The sequence below is a fragment of the Geodermatophilus sp. SYSU D00815 genome (assembly GCF_054050035.1).
Genome location: NZ_JBJGYO010000029.1, coordinates 1 through 18,050, shown reverse-complemented (window position 1 = coordinate 18,050; position 18,050 = coordinate 1). Strand labels below are relative to the sequence as shown.

Annotated in this window: 16 protein-coding genes; 2 read left to right on the top strand and 14 right to left on the bottom strand. The window is 75.7% G+C overall.

Annotated features, from left to right (window positions below; genetic code table 11):
* The first annotated feature begins 19 nt into the window (after positions 1-19).
* On the top strand, positions 20-1,702 hold the full coding sequence (locus tag ACI78S_RS21900; protein ID WP_456977087.1) for a benzoate-CoA ligase family protein: 1,683 nt from the start codon (positions 20-22) through the stop codon (positions 1,700-1,702).
* 35 nt (positions 1,703-1,737) lie between these two features.
* Here the strand turns inward: ACI78S_RS21900 and serA are convergent, their stop codons facing one another.
* Positions 1,738-2,937 (bottom strand): phosphoglycerate dehydrogenase, encoded by a 1,200-nt coding sequence (serA, locus tag ACI78S_RS21895; RefSeq protein WP_456977086.1) that lies wholly within the window; start codon positions 2,935-2,937, stop codon positions 1,738-1,740.
* A gap of 124 nt (positions 2,938-3,061) precedes the next feature.
* Positions 3,062-3,703 (bottom strand): TetR/AcrR family transcriptional regulator, encoded by a 642-nt coding sequence (locus ACI78S_RS21890; RefSeq protein ID WP_456977085.1) that lies wholly within the window; start codon positions 3,701-3,703, stop codon positions 3,062-3,064.
* A 107-nt stretch (positions 3,704-3,810) separates the two neighbouring features.
* On the opposite strand from ACI78S_RS21890, the gene ACI78S_RS21885 reads away from it, so the two are divergent.
* Positions 3,811-5,013 (top strand): FAD-dependent oxidoreductase, encoded by a 1,203-nt coding sequence (locus ACI78S_RS21885; protein ID WP_456977084.1) that lies wholly within the window; start codon positions 3,811-3,813, stop codon positions 5,011-5,013.
* A gap of 21 nt (positions 5,014-5,034) precedes the next feature.
* Here the strand turns inward: ACI78S_RS21885 and ACI78S_RS21880 are convergent, their stop codons facing one another.
* From ACI78S_RS21880 to ACI78S_RS21825, 12 genes are all read right to left on the bottom strand, one after another.
* Positions 5,035-5,205 carry a CsbD family protein gene (locus ACI78S_RS21880; protein ID WP_456977083.1) on the bottom strand — a complete coding sequence of 57 codons (171 nt, stop codon included), beginning with the start codon at positions 5,203-5,205 and terminating at the stop codon, positions 5,035-5,037.
* 71 nt (positions 5,206-5,276) lie between these two features.
* A complete protein-coding gene (locus ACI78S_RS21875; protein WP_456977082.1) occupies positions 5,277-6,296 on the bottom strand; it encodes a CNNM domain-containing protein in 1,020 nt (339 codons plus the stop codon).
* Entirely contained in the window at positions 6,293-7,684 is a 1,392-nt protein-coding gene (locus ACI78S_RS21870) for a hemolysin family protein (RefSeq protein ID WP_456977081.1), read from the bottom strand. The genes ACI78S_RS21875 and ACI78S_RS21870 overlap by 4 nt, the downstream gene beginning before the upstream one ends.
* Positions 7,685-7,854: 170 nt before the next feature.
* The gene (locus ACI78S_RS21865) at positions 7,855-8,886 is read right to left on the bottom strand and encodes an NAD(P)-dependent alcohol dehydrogenase (protein WP_456977080.1); all 1,032 of its coding nucleotides are present in this window, start codon (positions 8,884-8,886) and stop codon (positions 7,855-7,857) included.
* The gene (locus tag ACI78S_RS21860; protein ID WP_456977079.1) at positions 8,883-9,629 is read right to left on the bottom strand and encodes a DUF4386 domain-containing protein; all 747 of its coding nucleotides are present in this window, start codon (positions 9,627-9,629) and stop codon (positions 8,883-8,885) included. The genes ACI78S_RS21865 and ACI78S_RS21860 overlap by 4 nt, the downstream gene beginning before the upstream one ends.
* Positions 9,626-9,916, bottom strand: coding sequence for a hypothetical protein (locus ACI78S_RS21855; RefSeq protein WP_456977078.1), 291 nt, complete (start codon positions 9,914-9,916; stop codon positions 9,626-9,628). Before ACI78S_RS21855 ends, ACI78S_RS21860 begins: the two co-directional genes overlap by 4 nt.
* Before the next feature lie 108 nt (positions 9,917-10,024).
* Positions 10,025-12,697, bottom strand: a complete 2,673-nt coding sequence (locus tag ACI78S_RS21850) for a LuxR C-terminal-related transcriptional regulator (protein ID WP_456977077.1) — start codon at positions 12,695-12,697, stop codon at positions 10,025-10,027.
* Between the two features lie 131 nt (positions 12,698-12,828).
* Positions 12,829-14,496 carry a nitrilase-related carbon-nitrogen hydrolase gene (locus ACI78S_RS21845; RefSeq protein WP_456977076.1) on the bottom strand — a complete coding sequence of 556 codons (1,668 nt, stop codon included), beginning with the start codon at positions 14,494-14,496 and terminating at the stop codon, positions 12,829-12,831.
* Between the two features lie 4 nt (positions 14,497-14,500).
* Positions 14,501-15,607 carry an alcohol dehydrogenase catalytic domain-containing protein gene (locus tag ACI78S_RS21840; protein ID WP_456977075.1) on the bottom strand — a complete coding sequence of 369 codons (1,107 nt, stop codon included), beginning with the start codon at positions 15,605-15,607 and terminating at the stop codon, positions 14,501-14,503.
* Positions 15,607-17,067, bottom strand: coding sequence for a purine-cytosine permease family protein (locus tag ACI78S_RS21835; protein ID WP_456977074.1), 1,461 nt, complete (start codon positions 17,065-17,067; stop codon positions 15,607-15,609). The genes ACI78S_RS21840 and ACI78S_RS21835 overlap by 1 nt, the downstream gene beginning before the upstream one ends.
* On the bottom strand, positions 17,067-17,237 hold the full coding sequence (locus ACI78S_RS21830; protein ID WP_456977073.1) for a hypothetical protein: 171 nt from the start codon (positions 17,235-17,237) through the stop codon (positions 17,067-17,069). Before ACI78S_RS21830 ends, ACI78S_RS21835 begins: the two co-directional genes overlap by 1 nt.
* Before the next feature lie 135 nt (positions 17,238-17,372).
* Positions 17,373-17,894, bottom strand: a complete 522-nt coding sequence (locus ACI78S_RS21825) for a DUF2231 domain-containing protein (protein ID WP_456977072.1) — start codon at positions 17,892-17,894, stop codon at positions 17,373-17,375.
* Positions 17,895-18,050 lie beyond the last annotated feature (156 nt).

The window sequence follows — 18,050 nt, the reverse complement described above, 5'->3', positions numbered from 1 at the left end:
CCGCGAGAGAGGGCATCCCGTGGCCACCGTCGACACCGCTCCGCCCGTCGCCGCTCCGGTCCCGGTCGCCGGGGAGCCGTTCAACGCGGCCGAGTGGCTGGTCACCCGCCATGCGCGCGCCACCCCGCACAGGCGGGCGATCACCGCGATCGACCTCGACGGCAGCGTGCGCACGCTCAGCTACGCCGAGCTGGACGACGCCGTCCACCGGTTCGCCGCCGCGCTGGTGGCCGCCGGCGTCCGCCCCGAGGAACGCCTGCTGCTGTGCATGGGCGACACCCCGGAGCTGCTCACCGCGTTCCTCGCGGGCCTGCGCATCGGGGCCGTGCCGGTGCCGGTCAGCACCATGCTCAAGCCGCACGACATCCGGGCGCTGGCCACCGACAGCCGCGCCCGGCTGGTCGCGCTCAGCTCGGAGTTCGCCGAGCTGGCGCCGGCGGTGAGCGGCTGCCGCGACCTGGCCGACGTCGTCGTCCTCACCGACGGCGGCCTGCCCGAGGTGCCCGGTGCGCGGGTGCGCTCGTGGGGCCGGTTCGTGGCGGAGGGCCGGCACCTGCTCGAGGAGACGGCCGAGCCGTACCCGACCGTGGCCGACTCCCCCGCGTTCTGGCTCTACACGTCGGGGACCACGGGGACGCCGAAGGGCGCCATGCACCGGCACGGCGCGCTGCGCGACACCGCCGAGACCTACGCCCGCGACGTGCTGGCGATCGGCCCGGACGACGTGACGTTCTCGGTGGCCAAGTTCTTCTTCGCCTACGGGCTGGGCAACACGCTCACGTTCCCGTTCTCCGTGGGGGCGAGCACGGTGCTGGACCGGGCGCGGCCCGCCCCGGGCCGGACCGCGCAGGTGCTGCGCGAGCACCGGCCGACGCTGTTCTTCGCCGGGCCCACCTACTACGCCGCGCTGCTGGCCGCCGGGTTGCCGGCCGACGCCTTCTCGGGGGTGCGGGCCTGCGTGTCGGCCGGGGAGGCGTTCCCGGCGGCGCTGTTCGAGCGGTTCACGCGGACGTTCGGGGTGGAGATGCTCGACGGCATCGGCTCGACCGAGATGCTGCACATCTTCATCAGCGGCCGGCCGGGCCGCACCCGCGCCGGCGCCACCGGCGAGATCGTGGCCGGCTACGAGGCGCGGATCCTCGACGACGACGGGCGGCCGGTGCCCGACGGCACGCCCGGCCACCTGTGGGTGAAGGGCGACAGCGCCGCGTCGGGGTACTGGTCGCGGACGGCGACCACCCGGCGGGTGTTCCAGGGCGAGTGGGTGCGCACCGGCGACACCTACGTGCGCAGCGCCGACGGCTACTACTCCTCGCTGGGCCGCACCGACGACATCATCAAGGCCGGCGGCATCTGGGTCTCGCCGACCGAGGTCGAGGAGCGGCTGCGGGCGCACCCGGCGGTCGGCCAGGCGGTCGTCGTCCCGGTGCCGGACGACGACGGCCTGGACAAGCCGGTCGCCTGCGTCGTGCTGCAGCCCGGCGCCGCCACGACCGGCGACGACCTGGCGGCCTTCTGCCGGGAGGGGCTGGCGGCGTTCAAGCGGCCGCGGCACATCCTCGTGTTCGACGAGCTGCCGACGACGGCGACCGGGAAGCTGCAGCGCTTCCGCATCCGGGAGCTGGCCCTCGAACGCCTGGGCGGCGCGGCGAGCCCCGACCTGACCCCGGTCACCGGCACCCCGGCGGCGCCGGTCGGCTGACCCCCGGCGCGCGACCGGGCGGGCGGGGGCCAGGGTCAGCCCGGGAACGTCGTCAGGCGGACGGTCTCGGGCAGCGCCCGCAGCGCGGCCAGCAGGGCCGGCGGCAGCTCGCCGTTGACGTCGGTGACCACGTAGCCGAGCTGGCCGCGGGTGGCGAGGACCTGGCCGTCCACGTTGAGCCCGTGCTCGCCGATCAGCGCGTCGGCGCGGGCCAGCACGCCGGGCACGTTGTGGTGCAGCAGCGCGAACCGGGCGGCCGAGGAGCCGTGCAGGGCCACCGCGGGGAGGTTGACGCTCAGCGTCGTCGTCCCCGTGCGGGAGTAGTCGACCAGCTTGCCGGCGACGAACCGGCCGATGTCGTACTGCGCCTCCTGGGTCGAGCCGCCGACGTGCGGGGTGAGGATGACGTTGGGCAGCCCGCGCAGCACGGAGTGGAACGCGTCGCCCTGCTCCTTCGGCTCGTCGGGGAACACGTCGACGGCCGCGCCCGCGATGTGGCCGCTGAGGATGTGCTCGCGCAGCGCCTCGTGGTCGACGACGAACCCGCGGGAGAGGTTGAGGAACAGGCTGCGCGGCCGCATCCGGGCGAACTGCTCGGCGCCGAACAGGCCCGCGTTGCCGGCCCGCCCGTCGACGTGCAGCGTCACCGTCTCGGCGCGCTCGAGCAGCTCCTCGAGGCTGCCGCAGGCCTCGGCGTTGCCCAGGGCCAGCTTGTCCTCGAGGTCGTAGAACAGCACCCGCATGCCCAGGGCCTCGGCCAGCACCGACAGCTGGCTGCCGATGTTGCCGTACCCGACGATGCCCAGCGTCCGCCCGCGGATCTCGTGGCTGCCGGTGGCCGACTTGTCCCAGATCCCGGCGTGCAGCGCGCGGTCCCGGTCGCTGAGGCGCCGGGCCAGGCTGATGATCTCCGCGATCGCCAGCTCGACGACGCTGCGGGTGTTCGAGTACGGCGCGTTGAACACCGCCACCCCGGCCGCGACCGCGGCGACCAGGTCGATCTGGTTGGTGCCGATGCAGAACGCGCCCACTGCCGCCAGGTCCGGGCGGCTCTTCACCACCTCCGCGGTCACCTGGGTCTTCGACCGGATGCCGAGCAGCTCGACGCCGTCGAGGGCGGCGATCAGGTCGGCCTCGTCCAACGCACCGCGCAGGGCCTCGACCTGGTAGCCGCCGGCGGACAGCAGGTCCACCGCCACCGGGTCGATGTTCTCGAGCAGCAGGGCCTCGGGCATGTCAGCGGATCTCCTCGGGGAAGGCGGTTGCCGCCGATCCTCGCGGGTGCGGCCGGAGCCCGTGCCACCGGGGCCGGACGGCGGGGCTCCGCGGCGGCGCCCGGGCGAGCGCGCGCCGTCCGGGTCAGGCGGGGGCGGTCAGCAGGTAGCGCACCGCCGTCTCGCCCAGGTCGGCGACGAAGCGCTCGTCGTCCGTCGGGGCCGGCGTGGCGAACCCGGGCCCGTACGCCACCCGGATCACCGACGTCGCGAAGACCGTCCCGAACACCGAGCGCACCGCGGCCTCCGGGTCGGGGTGCGCGATGGCGTCGCCCGCTCCCAGCACCACGCGGAGGAACCCCTCCCCCAGCTCCTGGGCGTAGCGCGAGCCGCGCCGGCGGACCTCGGAGTGCGCCGCGGAGACGAGGACGACGGCGCGCAGGAACCGCTCGTGGCGCAGCGAGATCCCGACCATCTCGGCCACCGCCGCGCGCACGAGATCGGGCGGTGCCAGCCCGGCCCAGCGTGCGTGGTCCTCGAAGACGTCCTGCTCGGCGCGCAGCCGGCCGATGCCGTGCTCGTACACCGCGAGGAACAGGGCGTCCTTGCTGGTGGTGCGCGCGTAGAGGGCGGGAGGCGCCACCTGCGCCCGCGCGCAGACGGCGGCGATGGTGAACGCGTCGTAGCCGCCGTCCTCGAGGATCGCCACGCCCGCGTCGAGGACGCGGTTCCACGCCTCGCGGCTGCGCCGCTGCTTCGGCGGGCGCACCTCGAGGTCGGCATCCACGGGCCCATCCTCCCCGACGCACCTTGACAGGACAGTGACGCGCGCTACGGTCCCATGCTAACCGTAGCGCTCGTTACTGTTCGGTCCCGACCACGCCGAGGTGCTCGATGCCCCCCTTCTCCCCCTCCCCCCGGGGCCGGGTCGCCGTCCTCGGCGCCGGCCCGGCCGGCATGGCCGCGGCGCTGGGCGCGCTCCGGGCCGGGCACGACGTCGTCGTGCACGAGCGCTACCGGGAGGCGCGGCCGGCCGGCAACATCCTCAACCTGTGGCCGCCGCCGCTGAAGGCGCTGCGCGCGCTGGGCGTGGACACCCACGACCTCGGCGCGCCCACGCACTCGGAGTTCCGCAACATCCGCGGCCAGGTGCGCGTGGACGTCAAGCTCGACGAGGACGTGAGGCGGGAGTTCGGCGGCGGCTTCATCGGCTTGCTCCGCCCGGAGCTGTACGAGCGGATGCTCGCCGCGATCCCCGACGGCGTGATCCGCTTCGACTCGCGGGTGGAGCGGATCGAGCAGGACGAGCGGGCGGTCACGCTGCACTTCGCCGACGGGTCGACCGCCGAGCACGACGTGCTGGTCGGCGCCGACGGCATCGACTCCCTGGTCCGCCGCACGCTGTGGGGCGACGCGCCCAAGCGGGAGCACCGGCTGCACATCTTCGGCGGCTTCACCTTCGCCGACGTCGCGGGCACCGTGCCGAACAAGTGCGTCCTCACGCACAGCCGGACCGTCCAGGGCAGCTGGACGTCGATCCGGCACAAGGGCCGCGACGGGCACCAGTGGTGGGTGCTCACCGCGACCGACCCCGACGCGCCGGCGCCGGCCGACCTCCGGGCCGCGGCCCTGGAGCTGGCCGCGGGGTTCCCCGCGCCGCTGCCCGGCCTGATCGCCGCGACGAAGCCGGAGGACGTGCAGCGCTGGGTGCTGCGCGACCGGCCGGCGCTGGAGCAGTGGTCGAGGGGGCGGGCGACGCTGGTCGGTGATGCCGCCCACCCGACCTCGCCGTACGCGGCCTACGGCGCCGGCATGTCGATCGAGGACGGCTACTTCCTGGGGGTCGCGCTCCGCGGCGTCGACCTGACCGACCCCGCCGCGGTGGCCCGGGCGCTGCAGTCCTACGAGGACCCGCGCAAGCCGCACACCGCGAAGCAGGTCCGGATGGCGTGGGTGCTCGGCAAGGTGTTCCACCACGCGCCGGCCCCGCTGCGGCCGATCCGCGACTTCGTCTTCGACCACACGCCCTTCCTGCAGAAGGTCGCCGGCGACTCCAACCCCCGCGAGATCAACCAGCAGCTCGCGCTCATCGAGTAGCAGGAGCCGGCGGGCGGCGGCCTACTTGAAGGCGTCCTTGACCTTCTCGCCGGCCTGCTTGAGGTTGCTCGCGGCCTGCTCGCGCTTGCCGGCGTCCTCGAGGGCGGGGTCGCCGGTGGCGCGGCCGACCGCCTCCTTGGCCTTGCCGGCCAGCTCGTCGAGCTTGTTCCTCGCCTTGTCCTCGGAGCTCATGCCGCGGTGGGTACCCAGCCGGGGCCTCCCTGACGCCCGGCGACCACCGCCGGGGCGGCCGGCACCGCCGGTCAGGCCCCGGTGGTGGTCGGCTGCGGGAACAACCGGCGCAGCACGTCGGCCAGGGTGACGACGCCGAGGACGGCGCCGCCGTCGGTGAGGACGGCCAGGTGGTTGCGGGTCTCCCGCATCGCCTTGAGCGCGGCGTGCACGGTGGTGCCGGCGTCGAGGGTGAACACCGGCCGGGCCAGCTCCGCCGCGGGCGTCCCACCCGGCGCGGTGAGGGTGTCGCGGACGTGCACCACGCCGGTCAGCCGCGCCCGGTCGCCGAGCAGGATGCGCAGGTGCCCGGTCGACCGGGTCGTCTCCCGGACGGCGCCGACGGTGGCGTCGGCCGGCACCGCGACCAGCGGGGCGTCGGGCGCGACGAGCTCGCGGACGGTCATCCGCTCGAGCTCCAGGGCGCCGGAGATCTGCGTGGAGAAGCCGGCGTCCAGGGCGCCGACGTTGGCCGAGTGCTCCACCAGGTGGCGCAGCGCGTCGGGGCTGTGCCCGACGGCGACCTCGTCGGCCGGCTCCACGCCCGCCCGGCGGACCAGGGCGTTGGCCGCGGCGTTGAGCGCGCGCAGCAGCGGCCGGAACACCGCCATGAACGCCCGCATCGGCAGCGCGAGCAGGGTGGCCGAGCGCTCCGGGTGGGCGATCGCCCACGACTTCGGGGCCATCTCGCCGACCACCAGGTGGACGAAGGTCACGACCAGCAGCGCCAGGACGAACCCGGCGACGTCGGCGGCGGCCACCGGCAGGCCCCAGCTCGCGAACAGCGGCGTGAGCCAGTGGTGCACCGCCGGCTTGCTGATCGCGCCGAGGGCCAGGGTGGCGGCGGTGATGCCCAGCTGGGAGCCGGCCAGCAGCAGGGTCAGCTCGGAGGAGTTGCGCAGCGCCGCGCGGGCCGACCGGCTCGCGGGCGCGGCCTCCTCCAGCCGGTGCCGCTTGGCGGCCAGCGCGGCGAACTCGACGGCGACGAAGAAGGCGGACAGGGCGACGATGACGACGGTGGCGCCGAGGACCACCCACGGGTTCTCGCTCATCGGGCGGTCCCCTCGGCGGCGCCGTCGGCGGGGACGCGGTCGGGCATCTCCAGGCGCACCCGGGAGGGCACGTGCCGGTCCACGGCGAGCACCCGCACCCGCAGGTGCCGCGGGGCGGGGTCGTCGGCGTGGACCAGGTCGCCGGGATCGGGCGGCAGCTCGACGGTCAGCCGGGCGCCGGGCTCCGGGAGGGTGCCGGCGGCGGCGATGACCAGGCCGGCGATCGTCTCGTAGGGCCCGCGCGGCAGGTCGACGCCCAGGGCGCGCTCGACCTCGTCGACGTGCACGTCGCCGGCCATCTCCCACACGCCGTCGCCCTCGACCGGGACGTAGCCGGGGTCGACGTCGTCGTCGTGCTCGTCGGTGATCTCGCCGACCAGCTCCTCGGCGAGGTCCTCCAGGGTGATCACGCCGGCGAACCCGCCGTACTCGTCGATGACGCAGGCCAGCTGGTTGTCGGTCTCGGCGAGCCGGCGCAGGGCGTCGGGCAGCCGGGTGAAGGTGGACACGGCCAGGCTGTCGCGGGCGATGGCGGTCACCGGCGCGGTGTCGGGCTCGGCGGTGCCGAGCAGGTCGGCCAGCTGCACCACGCCGACCACGTCGCCGGTGCCGGCGTCGAGCACCGGGTAGCGGGAGTGGCCCTGCGCCATGAGCTCGCGCAGCCGGCCGAGGGTGTCGGTGGTGGCGACGGTGTCGACCCGCGGCCGGGGGATCATGGCGTGCTCGACGTCGCGGTCGGGGAAGTCGAGGATCCGGTCGACCAGCATCGACAGCTCCGCCGGCAGGTCGCCGCTCTCCCGGGACTCCTCCACGATGTGCTCCAGGTCGCGGGCGGTGGCGGCGTGCTCGACGTCGTGCACCGGCTCGATCCGCAGCGCCCGCAGCAGCAGGTTCGACGCCTTGTCGAACACCGCGATCAGCCAGCCGAAGACGGTCAGGTACACCGTGGTGGAGGCGCCGAGCCAGCGGGCCACCGGCTCGGCGCGGGCGATGGCCAGGTTCTTCGGGAACAGCTCGCCGAACAGCATCTGCACGATCGTGGAGAACAGCAGCGCCAGCACCGCGCCGACGGCGACGCCGACCGCGGTCGGGATGCCGACGCCGCCGAGCAGCGCGCCGAGCGACTCCCCGATCAGCGGCTCGGCGACGTAGCCCACCAGCAGCCCGGTGATGGTGATGCCGAGCTGCGCGCCCGAGAGCATGAAGGAGGTGCGGCGCGTGACGGCCAGGGCGCGCTCGGCGCCGGCGTCACCGGTGCCGGCCCGGGCGGCGAGCGCGGAGCGGTCGACCGCCATGAAGGCGAACTCCTGGGCCACGAAGTAGCCGGTCGCCACCGTGATCGCCAGCACGACGAGCACGCCGAGCAGGAGCGAGAGGACTTCGGTCACCGGCCGCGCACCGCCTCGGTGATCCGGAGGTGCGCGGCCTTGGGACTGTGATCGGTGCTCATGTCTCTCTTCGACGGGGCGGGTCGGGGCGGTGGAGGGCGCCCCCGCGGAGCAACGCGGCGACCGCGACCGGCGTTCCGCGCCGGGTCGCTGCTGGGCGTGCGCGTCCATCATGACGGCACCTCACCGGTCGTCGCAGCGGCGGACGACGGCGCCGGCCCGGGCTCGCCGCCGGGGATGCGGACGACGACGTTGCCGCGCTTGCGCCCGGTGTCGACGTAGCGGTGCGCCTCGGCGATGCCGGCGAGGTCGTAGGTGCGGTCGCGCACGGCCCGGTAGGCACCGGCCTCCGCGAGGTCGACCAGGACGGCGAGGTCCTCGCCGGTGGGCTCTCCGACGTCGGCGGTGACCCGGTGGCCGGTGCGCCGGCTGCGCAGCGGCGCCAGGACGAGGCCCCGCAGGTCGGCGATGACCAGCAGCAGCGCGCCACGCGGGCGCAGCAGGTGCCGCACGCGCTCGAACGGCGCGTTGCCGACGCAGTCGACGATCACGTCGTAGGTCGCCGCCTGCGCGGTGAAGTCCTCGGTCGTGCGGTCGACCACCCGATGAGCGCCGAGCGAGGTCACCAGCTCCCGGTTCGCCCCGCTGCAGACGCCGGTCACGTGCGCGCCGGCGTGCGCGGCCAGCTGCACCGCCGCGGTCCCCACCGCGCCCGAGGCGCCGTTGACCAGCACCGCCGCGCCCGGCGCCAGGTCGGCCTGCTGCAGGAAGCCGCGGGCGGTGAGCCCGCCGAAGACGAGCGTGACGGCGTCCTCGAACGTCATGGTGCGCGGCTTGCGGGCGATGGCGTCGCCCGGCCGCACGCGGGCGTACTCGGCGTGCCCGCCGAAGTTCGCGCCGAGCATCGCGATCACCTCGTCGCCGGGGGCGAACCGCGGAACACCTGCGCCGACGGCCTCGACGACGCCGGCGACGTCCATGCCCAGCACCCGGTGCCTGGGCCGGAAGGCGCCGATGCCTGCCGCTGCGAGCAGGCCGAGGCCGCGGGGCACCTCGCGGCTGCGGGCGCGGTGGTCGGCGGCGCTGACGGTGCTGGCGTGCACCCGGACGAGCACGTCGCCGGCGCCGATCGTCGGCCGTGGGACTTCCTCGACCAGCACGACGTCCGGACCGCCGAACCGGTGGCGGACCGCGGCCCTCATCGGGCGGCCTGCGCGGGCGGGAGGGCGGCCACGGCGGCGGGCCGGAAGCCCTTGACGGTCAGGTAGACGCCGAGGGAGAACTCCCACACGGCGATCGGGACGGCGGCGAGGGCGGCGACCGGGGCGGCGCGGTCGTAGAGGCCGAAGAAGATCGCGACGTCGGAGGCGAGCAGCAGCGGCGCGCCGACGAGCCCCAGGGCGGGCAGGATGCGCGGCACGAGGCCGGAGCGGTACAGGACGTAGCCCAGGCACAGCCCGTTGAACACCGGCATGAGGCTCTGCGAGAGCAGGAACGTCCAGTCGTAGACCGCGCTCAGGGCGTGGCCGGTCGTGACCAGCGCGGCCGGGTCGGCGCCGGCGGTGCCCGCGACGTCGGTGCGCAGGGTGAGCAGCGTCAGCACGCTGACGACGCCGACGACGATCAGGGCGCCCTCGACCACGCGGGAGGTGACGAAGCCGAGCGCGGCGGTCTCGCTGACCCGCTTCGCCACCGGGAAGAGCACCACCGCGGTGCCGATGCCGGCCAGCGCGACGACGACCTCGGTGAAGGCCGCCAGCAGGACGCCGGTGTCGCTGCCGGCGCCGAGCACGAAGTCGGCCTCGCCCCGCACGCCCTGGTACAGCGCGAGGGTGGGCATCGAGACGAACGTGAGCAGGTACAGGATCCCGGCGGCCCGGGACGTCCTGCGCATCGGGTCGGGCGACGGTCGGGTCGCCGCGGGCGCGGGCACGGTGGTGGTCATGGCGCTCCCCTTCGGGGTCGGCGGGGTGGGTCAGGAGGGGTGTGCGGCGGCTCGCCGTCGAGCCGCGCGACCGAGAGCAGCGGGAGGCCGATGTCGCGCACGCGCTGCAGGAGGCCGTGCAGCGCCGCCTGGTCGACCACCGGGCCGCTGATCGTCGTGGTGCCGTCGGCCTCGGAGGTGAGGCGCAGCCCGTCGAACCAGGCGGCCCACCGGGGGGCGAGGCGGCCCTGCAGCCGGATCTCGTACCGCGGGGAGCCGTCGGGGCGGTCGGCGGGGGATGCGCTCATCGGGACTCTCGCTCTCGTCGGTGCACGAAAGCTAGGAGCGGGGGTGGTGAGCGCGGATCACCACGGGTGGTGATCCGGGTGGTGATCCCGAGGCGGCGGGGCGCGGGATCAGTCGCCAGGGCGCGCGAGCAGGTCGAGCTCCGCGGCCCGGCGCAGCGCTGCCCGGCGGTTGGTCACGCCGAGCTTGGCGTAGATGTTCTTGGTGTGGGTCCGCACCGTGTTGAGCGAGACCACGAGCTCGCGGGCGATGCCCGGGCCGTCGAGGTCGGTGCCGAGCAACCGGAGCACCTCCAGCTCCCGGGCGCTGAGCGGGTCGACGAGGCCCCGTTGCCGCACCGGCCCCCGACCCTGGGCCGGGGTGCCGGCGGCGAGGAGCCGGCGGGCGTAGCCGGATGCCGCGCCCTGCCCGGCGACGGCCCTCAGCAGCGCGGCCATCGGCGGTCCCTCGTCCGTGAAGACGCGCACGTGGCCCTCGGGCTCCGCGAGGACCAGCGCGCGTTCCAGCGAGCCCAGCGCGGCGGTGACGTCGCCCCGGGCGCGCAGCGCGAGCGCCCGCAGGACCAGCAGCTCGAGCACGCTCCCGTCGCGCGCGCCGTCCTCCGCCGCGCGCAGCAGCCGGTCGAGCAGCCCGGTCGCGGCGGCCAGCGGCGCCGGGTCCCCCGACGCCGCGTGCTGCGCCAGGAGGCCCCGGGCCAGCGTGACGTGCTCGAACTCGCGCAGGTAGGACGGCTCGTCGTCGACCCCCAGCCCGAGCCGGCGTGCCCGGCCGAGCGCCTCCCCCGCCCGGCCCTGGGCGATCCGCACCCGCGCGCGCCGGGCCGCGATCGGCCGCACGTCGGGGAACATGTCGCTGACGTAGAGCTCCTCGGCCTCGTCGAGCAGCTCGACGGCGCCGGCGAGGTCGCCCTCCGCCTGCAGGACCCGCGCCATCGCCACCCGCCAGCGGTGCCGGTTCTGCGGCAGGCCGGCGTGCTCACCCAGTTCGCGGCTCGCCGCGAGGTGCCGCCGGGCGGCCGCGAGGTCGTCGAGCTCGACGGACAGCTCGCCGAGCCCCACGTGCATGTCCGCCGCGCCCCTCAGCACCCGCGCGTCCCGCGTCGCGACCGCCAGCCCCAGCCGGTAGGTGTCCATCGCGTCGCGGAGCCGGCCCTGCGCGATCCGGATGTCGGCGAGCGCGATGGCCACCCCGAGCGTGTCCGCGTGGTGCCCGGCACTGCCCAGGTGCGCGTGGGAGTCCGACCACCAGCGGTGCGCGGTCGCGAGGTCGCCGATGCTCCAGGAGGCGAGGCCGAGGATGCCGGCCGCCGCGCCGCGCAGCAGGTGCTCCTCCTCTCCGGCGAGGTCCAGCACGCGACGGGCCTGGGCGACCGTCTCCGCCGGGTCGCCCGCCACCTGGGCCAGCGCGGCGCGGTAGAGGGCGATCTCGCCGCGGACCCGGGCGGCGGCTGCCGCCGGCGCCGCGTCCAGCCGGTGCTCGGCGTCGCGGAGCCGCTCGGCGATGCCCGTGGTCTCGCCGTGCTGCAGGAGGGTGCCGGCGTACGTGACGCCCAGCGCCGGCCGCGCGCGCAGGACCTCGTCCGGCAGCGCCTCGAACCAGTGGCGCAGCGTGGTCTCCTGGCGGTCACGCCGCGCCTCCGGCACCGCCCGCTCGACCAGGTCCGCGGCCCGCTCGGCGTCCCCCGCCGCCAAGGCGTGGCGGATCGCCTCCGACGGCTCGCCGTGCTCCGCGTGCCAGCCGCTCGCCCGCCGGTGCAGCTCCCGCACGCGACCGGGCTGCTCGTCCAGCAGCCGCGCCTGCAGCACGTCGGCGAACAGGTGGTGGTAGCGGTACCAGTGGCGGCGGTCGTCGAGCGGCACCAGGAAGAGGTTCGCCCGGTCGAGGGCCTCCAGCGTCGCGCGACCGCCGTCCCCGCCGACGACGGCGTCGCAGAGCGGACCGCTCAGCCGGCTCAGCACCGACGTCCGCAGGAGGAAGTCGCGGACGTCGTCGGGCTGCCGCTGCAGGACCTCCTCGACCAGGTAGTCGACGACGTACCGGTCGTCGCCGGCGAACCCCGCGATGAACCCCGCCACGTCGTCCCGGCCCCGCAGGGACAGGGCGGCGAGCTGGAGCGCGGCGATCCACCCCTCCGTGCGGCCCTCGAGGGCGGCAACGTCGTCCGCGCTGAGCACCGGGCCCATCGCCTCGCCCAGGTAGGCCGCGGCCTCCTCGGCGGTGAAGCGCAGGTCGTCGGCGCGGACCTCGACGAGCTCGCCGCGCGCCCGCAGCCGCGCCAGCGGCAGGGCCGGGTCGGCGCGGGTGGCGATCACCAGGTGGACCTGCGGGGGCAGGTGGTCGAGCAGGAAGGCCACCCCGTCGTGCACCGCCCGCGTCGCGACGACGTGGTAGTCGTCGAGCACGAGCACCACGTCGTCGGCGACGGCGTCGAGCTCGTTGACCAGCACCGCGAGGACCTCGTCGATCGGCGCCCGGGACGACTGCAGCAGCGCCAGCGCCCCCGCGCCCACCCCGTGCGCCGTCCGCACCGCGGTGAGCAGGTAGGTCCAGAACACCACCGGGTCGTCGTCCCGCTGGTCCAGCGAGACCCACGCCGCCGACCGCCCGCCGGCGGCCAGCCAGTCGGTGAGCAGGGTCGTCTTGCCGAAGCCGGCCGGGGCCGACACGAGGGTCAGCGTCCCCTCCGCACCCCGGTCCAGCCGCTCGGTCAGCCGGGGGCGCGGCACCACGCCGCGCCGCCGCCGCGGGACGTGCAGCTTGGTCGCGAGCAGAGGGCCGGCCACGGGCTCCCCTCCTCGGCTCGGTCGCCAGGCCGTAGCGGGGCTCGCCGCGGCCGACCCACCGTATGGCAGCCCCGGCGAGCGGGACGCGCCCCCGACGGCGGAACCGCCGTCCGGCGCAGCCGGCGACCGCCTCAGCGCGGAGGTGCGAGCAGCCGGGTCGCCAGGAGGTCGGCCCGGCGGCGGAGCAGCTGGGGTTTCTCCTCGCAGGTGAGGCCGAGCTCGTCCGGCCCGCGGGTGGCGCAGGTGAACGCGGTCCACCCGGGCCGGTCGGCCAGGGCCTCGGCGCGCGGCACCCGCACGTGGTCCGGGGCGAAGACGCCCCCGGGGGTCGGACCGGGCGCGTTCGCCATCGCGATCCAGACGTGGGAGTCACCGGCCCGCAGCCGCACGGGGTGCGCGAAGCACGGGTCCGGCGTCTGCAGCGCGGGGCCGAGGGGGACGTCGGACCCGGGGAAGGCCACCGGCCACGGCCACGCGACCGCCGCCGGGACCGCCAGCACGTCGGCCTCCCGGAGGGCGAGGGTCCGCGAGGGCTCGAAGGGTTCGAGCTCCTCCCCGGCCAGCAGCCCGAGCCGTCCCCACGGCCGGAGCAGCGGCCGACCCGGGCCCGGACCCGGCGCCGCCCACGCGGCGTGCGGTCCCAGGTGCGTGGCGCGGTGCCGGGCGATCTCCCCGTCGGCGGTGACCGCCACGACGGTGTGGTGCAGGGCGTCCCCCTCCCCCGGCTCGACGAGCGAGGTCACCACCTCGCAACCGGCCTCCCGGGCGAGGCCCCGCAGCCGGTCCAGCGCGGCGGGCCACGCCCGCGCGGCCGCCGCGGCGGCCTGGGGGTCCGCGGGCCGGCCCCCGCACAGGTGGAAGGCGGGGAGCACGGCCAGGCCCACGCCGCCCGGCGGGGCCGGCAGCGCTCCCGCGTCGCCGGAGAGGACGGCGACGGTCACGCGGTCCTGCGTCGGGGGCTCCCCGAACAGCGCGTCCACCGACCGCCGCGGCCACCGCTTGCTGAGCGCGAGCGGGTGGTACTCCTGAGGCCGCCGGCCCGCCAGCGCCGCGGCGCGCGCCCGGGCGGCGGCCTCGAGGTCCAGGGTCGCCAGCACGACGCCGGCGCCGGCGTCCCGCGACGCCAGCACCTCACCGGTGGGCCCGAGCACGGCGCTGCCGCCGCTGAACTGCACGCCCAGCTCGGCGCCGGCCATGTCCGCCGCCACCACGGGCAGGCCGTTCTCCCAGGCACGCAACCGCCAGCTGGCGCTGGGCCCCGGCTCGTCCACCCACGCCGTCGGCACCGCGGCCCACTCCGCCCCGGCGAGCGCGGCGTAGCGCGCCACCTCCGGGTAGTCGAGGTCGGCGCAGATCATCGGGCTGACGCGGCCGGCCGGCGTCGTCCACACCGGTGGCACCGCGTTGCCGTCGACCGCCCAGAACGGGTCGGCGAGGAACGGGTGGATCTTCCGGTAGGCCCCCTCGAGCCCGTCCGGCCCCACCAGCACGCAGCTGTTGTGCAGCGTGCCGAGCTCGCCGTCGACCTCGGGCAGCCCGACGACGAACCAGGCGCCGGTGCGGCGGGCCAGCGCGGCCAGCCGCTGCACGGAGGGGCCGTCCAGCGGCTCGGCCAGCGCGCGGATCTCGTCCTCGTCGGGCCAGCAGTAACCGGTGACGGCCATCTCCGGGGCGACGACGACGGCCGCGCCCTCCCCCGCGGCCGCCGCGCCCAGCTCCTCGATCGCCTCCAGGTTCGCCCGCTTGTCCCCGCGAGCGGCGACCAGCTGCAGGGCGGCGACCGTGACCGAACGGCTCATGCGCTCAGTCGAACACGATGACGCTGCGCGTGCGCTCCCCGGCTCGCATGGCGTCGAACGCCTCGTTGACCTCGTCCAGCCGGACCCGGTGGGAGATCAGGCCGTCGAGCGGCAGCCTCCCGTCCAGGTACAACCGGGCGAGGCGCGGGAAGTCGATGCTCGGCACCGCGCCGCCGTAGTTGGAGCCGACGAGGGTCTTGCCCGACTCGGCGAGCTCGAGGACGTCGATGGCGGCCTTCTGCCCCTCCCCGGGGAGCCCGACGAGGACGCCGGTGCCGGCGGTGGTCAGCAGGCCGGGCACCTGCTCGATCGTCTCGGTGCGGCCGATGACCTCGAACGCGAAGTCGGCGCCGCCGTCGGTCACCTCCCGCACGACCGCCGGCACGTCCTCGGCGCCGGCCCGGACGGTGTGGGTCGCGCCGAACGAGCGCGCGGCCGCCAGCTTCTCCTCGCTGGTGTCGACCGCGACGATCGGGCCGGCCCCCACGAGCGCCAGGCCCATGACCACCGCCAGCCCGACGCCACCGCAGCCCAGCACCACGGCCGACGCGCCGGCCGGCACGCGGGCGTTGTTGACGACGGCGCCGACGCCCGTGGTGATCGAGCAGCCGATGAGGCTGGCGACGTCGAAGGGGACCTCCTTCGGGATCCGCACCGCCGCCGACTCGGTCACCACGGCGTACTCGCCCATCGTGCCGAGCGCGAGGTACGGGTACACCGTGCCGCCGTCCTCCCCGGCCAGCCGGGTGCTGCCGTCAGGGAGGAGGCACTCGTTCGACCGGGTGCCCGTGCAGGCCCACGCCTTGCCCTGGGCGCAGGCCCGGCAGCGCCGGCAGGGGTAGTACCAGGACAGGACGACGTGGTCGCCGACCGCGACGTCCTGCACGCCCGGCCCCACCGCCTCCACGACGCCGGCGCCCTCGTGCCCCATGACCGTGGGCGAGGGCAGGTGCCACTCGCCGTCCAGGACGTGGCGGTCGGAGCCGCACACGCCGGAGGCGCCGAGCCGGACCAGCACCTCCCCCGGGCCGGGGTCGGCGACGGTGACCGAGCGGATCTCCAGCCGGTCCCCCGTCCCCGGGTGCACGGCGGCGCGGGCGGTGCGCGGCATCAGGGGTTCCCCCCTCGCGACCGGTCGGGAACGGGCACGGCGGCGGCCGCGTCGTAGCCGCCCTGGCCGGCGCGGCGGACCAGCAGCGCCGTGAGCAGCACGTGCGCCACCGCCGACACGACGACGGCCGGGACCGAGGCGGTCAGCAGGTTGAACGCCGGCCGGGTCTCGAGGGTCTGGGGGTTGTAGAGCAGCACGTAGGTGAGCGCGCCGAGGGCCATGGAGACCAGGGCGGCGATGTTGAAGCCGCCCGTGAAGTGGTAGGGGCTGGCCGCCCCGTGGCTGTAGAGCCCCCGCCGGTCGATGCGCTGCCTGCGCAGGAGGAAGTAGTCGGCGATGACGGTGCCGCAGATCGCCGCGAGGAAGGCCCCGGTCCAGGTCACGAACAGCAGGAACTGGTCGTAGAGCAGGCCCGGGAAGAAGGCGAGGACCGCCGGCAGCACGAAGAACCCGGCGCACAGCCACGGCCACGGCACGCGGGTGAGGAAGCGGCCGCCCGCCTGCCGCAGCGCCAGGCAGGTGGAGTACACGATCGACGCCAGGCTGGTCAGGTTGGCGAAGGCCACGAACACCAGCGCCAGCGCGCCGAGCCAGGCGCCGCCGAGCGGGACCATCCACACCGTCGGATCGGAGTCGCCGAGGGTCAGCGCGGCGGCCATGCCCACCGCCTGGGCCAGGATCGTGGCGCCGAACAGCCCGATGAAGGCCGGCCACATCGCCGCGCGCGGCGTCGTCGTCAGCCGGGCGAGGCTGCCCATGACCGGCCACCACGAGAACCCGACGCCGAGGTTGAACTCCACGGCCAGGGCGAAGTTGAGCGTGTCGTCCTCGAACGGCGCGAGCGGGGCGGCGTCGAGGAGCTCGCCCCAGCTCGTCTCGGTGAAGATCAGGACGAGCATGCCGACGGTCAGGATCGCCAGTCCGGGGGCCACGATCCGGTTGAACATCCGGATGGTGAGCGGGCCCTTGGCCAGGATGACCCACGCGGCCACGATCGCCACCAGGGCGAAGGCGGTGACCGCCAGGCCGCTCGGGTCGATCGAGGTGCCGAGGGACTCGTTCGACACCTGGCTGACCGCCCGGCCGAACATGACGCTGAGCAGCGACGACCAGCCCATCTCGGTGAACAGGATGACGGTGAAGACGATCAGCGCCACCCCGCCGAAGCCGAAGACGCTGCGCAGCACCGTGTACTGCTCGACGCCGTAGCGCTGGCTGGACACCACGCTGGCCAGCAGCATGATCACCACGCCGATCGCGTTGCCGATCACCATGGCCAGCAGGCCGTCGGCGAAACCGACCATGGCGGCGGTGGCGCCGCCCACCAGGAACGCCCAGGTGGCGATGGCCAGCCCGATGTTCACCCAGGTGAAGTCGGCGAAGTTCCAGACCCGCTCGTCGCGCGTGACCGGCAACGACCCGAAGGTCGCCTCGCGGGCCACGTCCTCGTGCGCGGCCATCAGCTCAGGCCCACGATCAGGCCGATCACGACCGACACGACGACGATCACCACGAGGGCGATCATGTCGCCGCGCGGGAACGGCGGCCGGGGGTCGTCGCGCTCCTCGACGTCGAGGACGGCCAGCCGCCGCTCCAACTCCTCGCGCACCGCGCGGTCGGTGTCGTCCATGAGCACCTCTCCGGGGATCGGGTCGGCCCGCGCCGGGGGCCGCCGTCGAGCGAGAGTAGGCGCGCTGTGCTCCACCTCACATCTCGGGGGCGTTCACGGGGCCCGCGGTCCGGCCGGGGCGGCTCCTCCCCGACCTCACCGCCGGACCGGCCGCTGCTGGCGGCCCCGGTTCAGGCGGATGCCGGTCTCGAACGAGGCCGGGGTGTCCACCGAGGCGTCCGGGTCGACGCCGACACCGAGCCGGGCGACGAGCTCCCCGCCCAGCCACCCGGTGCCCACCGCCAGCACGGCGGCGACCAGGGCCAGGACGAACGCCGGCGTCGTCGGCACGTGCGCGGCCTCGTCGCCCCGGAGCAGCCAGCTGATCGCGAACAGCGCGACGACCACGACGTTGCCCAGGCCGTGCACCGCGCCGACCCGCCGCGCGCGGGTGCCGGCCGGGACGCCGAGGTAGTCGATCGCGCCGAACACGGCCGCGAGCAGGCCGGAGACGACGCCGGCGGCGATCATGTGGTAGCTCGCGACGGCGAAGCCGTCCTCGTCGGTGATCAGCCCCAGGACGTCGAACACGACGGCGGTGGCGAGCAGCCCGAGCGGGAAGGCCACCAGCTGCTGGTGGATCGGGTGGCCGGCGGCCTTGGCGGAACTCTCGACCATGTCCTCGTCCTCCTCGGGTTCTCAGGTGCGGCGGGTGCCGCGGGAGCTCGGCGTGCGGACGTGCGCGGCGGGCCGGGGCGGCCGGGGGGGCGGGCGGGGCGGGCGGGGGCGCGCCGCCCCCCCGGCGGGGGAGGACTTGACGCGCTCCCAGGTCCG

Excerpts from the sequence above, each read along its gene's own strand:
- ACI78S_RS21825 (WP_456977072.1), bottom strand. The coding sequence starts at position 17,894 with ATGGTCGAGAGTTCCGCCAAGGCCGCCGGCCACCCGATCCACCAGCAG.
- ACI78S_RS21845 (WP_456977076.1), bottom strand. The coding sequence starts at position 14,496 with ATGAGCCGTTCGGTCACGGTCGCCGCCCTGCAGCTGGTCGCCGCTCGC.
- ACI78S_RS21865 (WP_456977080.1), bottom strand. The coding sequence starts at position 8,886 with ATGAGGGCCGCGGTCCGCCACCGGTTCGGCGGTCCGGACGTCGTGCTG.
- ACI78S_RS21885 (WP_456977084.1), top strand. The coding sequence starts at position 3,811 with ATGCCCCCCTTCTCCCCCTCCCCCCGGGGCCGGGTCGCCGTCCTCGGC.
- ACI78S_RS21860 (WP_456977079.1), bottom strand. The coding sequence starts at position 9,629 with ATGACCACCACCGTGCCCGCGCCCGCGGCGACCCGACCGTCGCCCGAC.
- ACI78S_RS21830 (WP_456977073.1), bottom strand. The coding sequence starts at position 17,237 with ATGGACGACACCGACCGCGCGGTGCGCGAGGAGTTGGAGCGGCGGCTG.
- serA (WP_456977086.1), bottom strand. The coding sequence starts at position 2,937 with ATGCCCGAGGCCCTGCTGCTCGAGAACATCGACCCGGTGGCGGTGGAC.
- ACI78S_RS21840 (WP_456977075.1), bottom strand. The coding sequence starts at position 15,607 with ATGCCGCGCACCGCCCGCGCCGCCGTGCACCCGGGGACGGGGGACCGG.
- ACI78S_RS21880 (WP_456977083.1), bottom strand. The coding sequence starts at position 5,205 with ATGAGCTCCGAGGACAAGGCGAGGAACAAGCTCGACGAGCTGGCCGGC.
- ACI78S_RS21835 (WP_456977074.1), bottom strand. The coding sequence starts at position 17,067 with ATGGCCGCGCACGAGGACGTGGCCCGCGAGGCGACCTTCGGGTCGTTG.
- ACI78S_RS21875 (WP_456977082.1), bottom strand. The coding sequence starts at position 6,296 with ATGAGCGAGAACCCGTGGGTGGTCCTCGGCGCCACCGTCGTCATCGTC.
- ACI78S_RS21855 (WP_456977078.1), bottom strand. The coding sequence starts at position 9,916 with ATGAGCGCATCCCCCGCCGACCGCCCCGACGGCTCCCCGCGGTACGAG.